Source organism: Phocaeicola coprocola DSM 17136 (assembly GCF_000154845.1).
Lineage (GTDB): Bacteria > Bacteroidota > Bacteroidia > Bacteroidales > Bacteroidaceae > Phocaeicola > Phocaeicola coprocola.
In genome coordinates this window covers 1-1,438 of sequence record NZ_DS981460.1, presented here as the reverse complement: position 1 = coordinate 1,438, position 1,438 = coordinate 1, and the positions used below count along the sequence as shown (strand labels likewise).

Genomic DNA, 1,438 nt, shown 5'->3' with positions numbered 1-1,438 from the left:
ACTTCTCTCTTCATGGAGAAGAGGGTAAGCGCAGGGCCAAGCCCACAGGGGCTTATCCAAGAAGCAGGCAAACTCACGTTATTCCAAGGAACGTTCTGAGGATGAGCGTATTGCTAAACGTAGCTTCTGAGTATCTGCAAAGCAAGATTGAGACTGCTATCAGTATGCTGAAGCGCTCAATCATTGAGGGTGTACGCTTCGACTATCTTCTTGTCGACAGCTGGTTCACCTGCACCGAACTCCTGAAGTTCATAGTCTCAAGGCACTTTGGTTGCCATCTTATTGGAATGATAAAGATGGGCAAGATCAAGTATGAGACAGCTCTCGGAACCAAGACCGCACCTGAACTTATCAAGGTTCTTCAGAAGACAAAGAACTTAAAGTACAGCCGATCAATCGGTTATTATACTGCTACCATCTCTGCAAAGATCTCAGGCATCAAGGTCAACCTGTTCTTCTATAGAAAAGGCAAGAACGGTAACTGGAATGCCCTGCTAACCTCCGATCTTAAGTTGGACGCCAAGGAAGCCTTCAGACTTTACTCAAGAAGATGGGTTATTGAGGTCGCTCACAAGGAAATGAAGCAAAATCTAAAGCTCGGTAAAAACCAGTGTAGGGACTTTGCCGGACAGATCGCCGGCATATCATTATGCGTCTTGCAGTACAATATACTCAGTTATGTCAAACGCAATGAGTCTTACGAGGCCATCGGAGGACTCTTTGCTGAAATTACAAAGAACTCTGTTGAACTTTCAGTAGCAGAAAAAATCTGGCTGCTGATCGTAGAAGTTATAAGCGTCATTGCCGAGGCTCTCAACTGTGACGCTATGGCTCTGACCGAACAGGTAATATCAAACGATAAACAAATTAAAGCAGTGAAAATGGCCTTTGACAAGCTGGCGGTCGCCGCCTAACGGGGCTAAAATTCACTTGCGAAACTTAAGTAATTAATTGTTGCAAATCATCTGTGAGTATTTATGAAGAATAAAATCAACCATTTTTTGTTATACCTTTATTAGTTGTTCTCAATTATAACAATAGTTCGTTAAAAATTCGCCAAGCCTAAGCGGCTCTGGCAGTAAATAAAATGAGTTCTTTGAAAAGTTTGTCAATAACTTGCGGGTCTGGGCTAATCCCAAACACGCAAATAAATCGTTCAAGCATATAAGCATTGTGTATGAAAGACTTGCAGGAGGATATGGAATAGGTTATTCCGAGCCTCTTACATGCCGCTTTGGCCAAGTTGACAGCAGCAAGCGATGCATTGAAGTGAAAATCCAATTTCCTGAAGTCGGTAGACTGGCAGCTGGTGATTCCTGCATGCTGCTTGCCATCTCTAAAGCAAAATTCCAACTGGAACCTGGTTCTGTAATAATCCAGCACCTCGCGTCCATCCATGGATTGTTCTGTAGAGAAATAAAGTTGCCACTTGTCTGTT

Annotated in this window: 1 protein-coding gene and 1 pseudogene; one reads left to right on the top strand and one right to left on the bottom strand. The window is 43.2% G+C overall.

Features of this window, described 5'->3' with window-relative positions:
• Window positions 1-914, top strand: a 914-nt coding sequence (locus BACCOP_RS19620) for an IS4 family transposase (RefSeq protein ID WP_007567169.1), incomplete at its 5' end; no start/stop codon positions are given.
• Window positions 915-1,062: 148 nt separating this feature from the next.
• Here the strand turns inward: BACCOP_RS19620 and BACCOP_RS05735 are convergent.
• Window positions 1,063-1,438: pseudogene (locus BACCOP_RS05735) on the bottom strand (transposase); the annotation flags it as partial.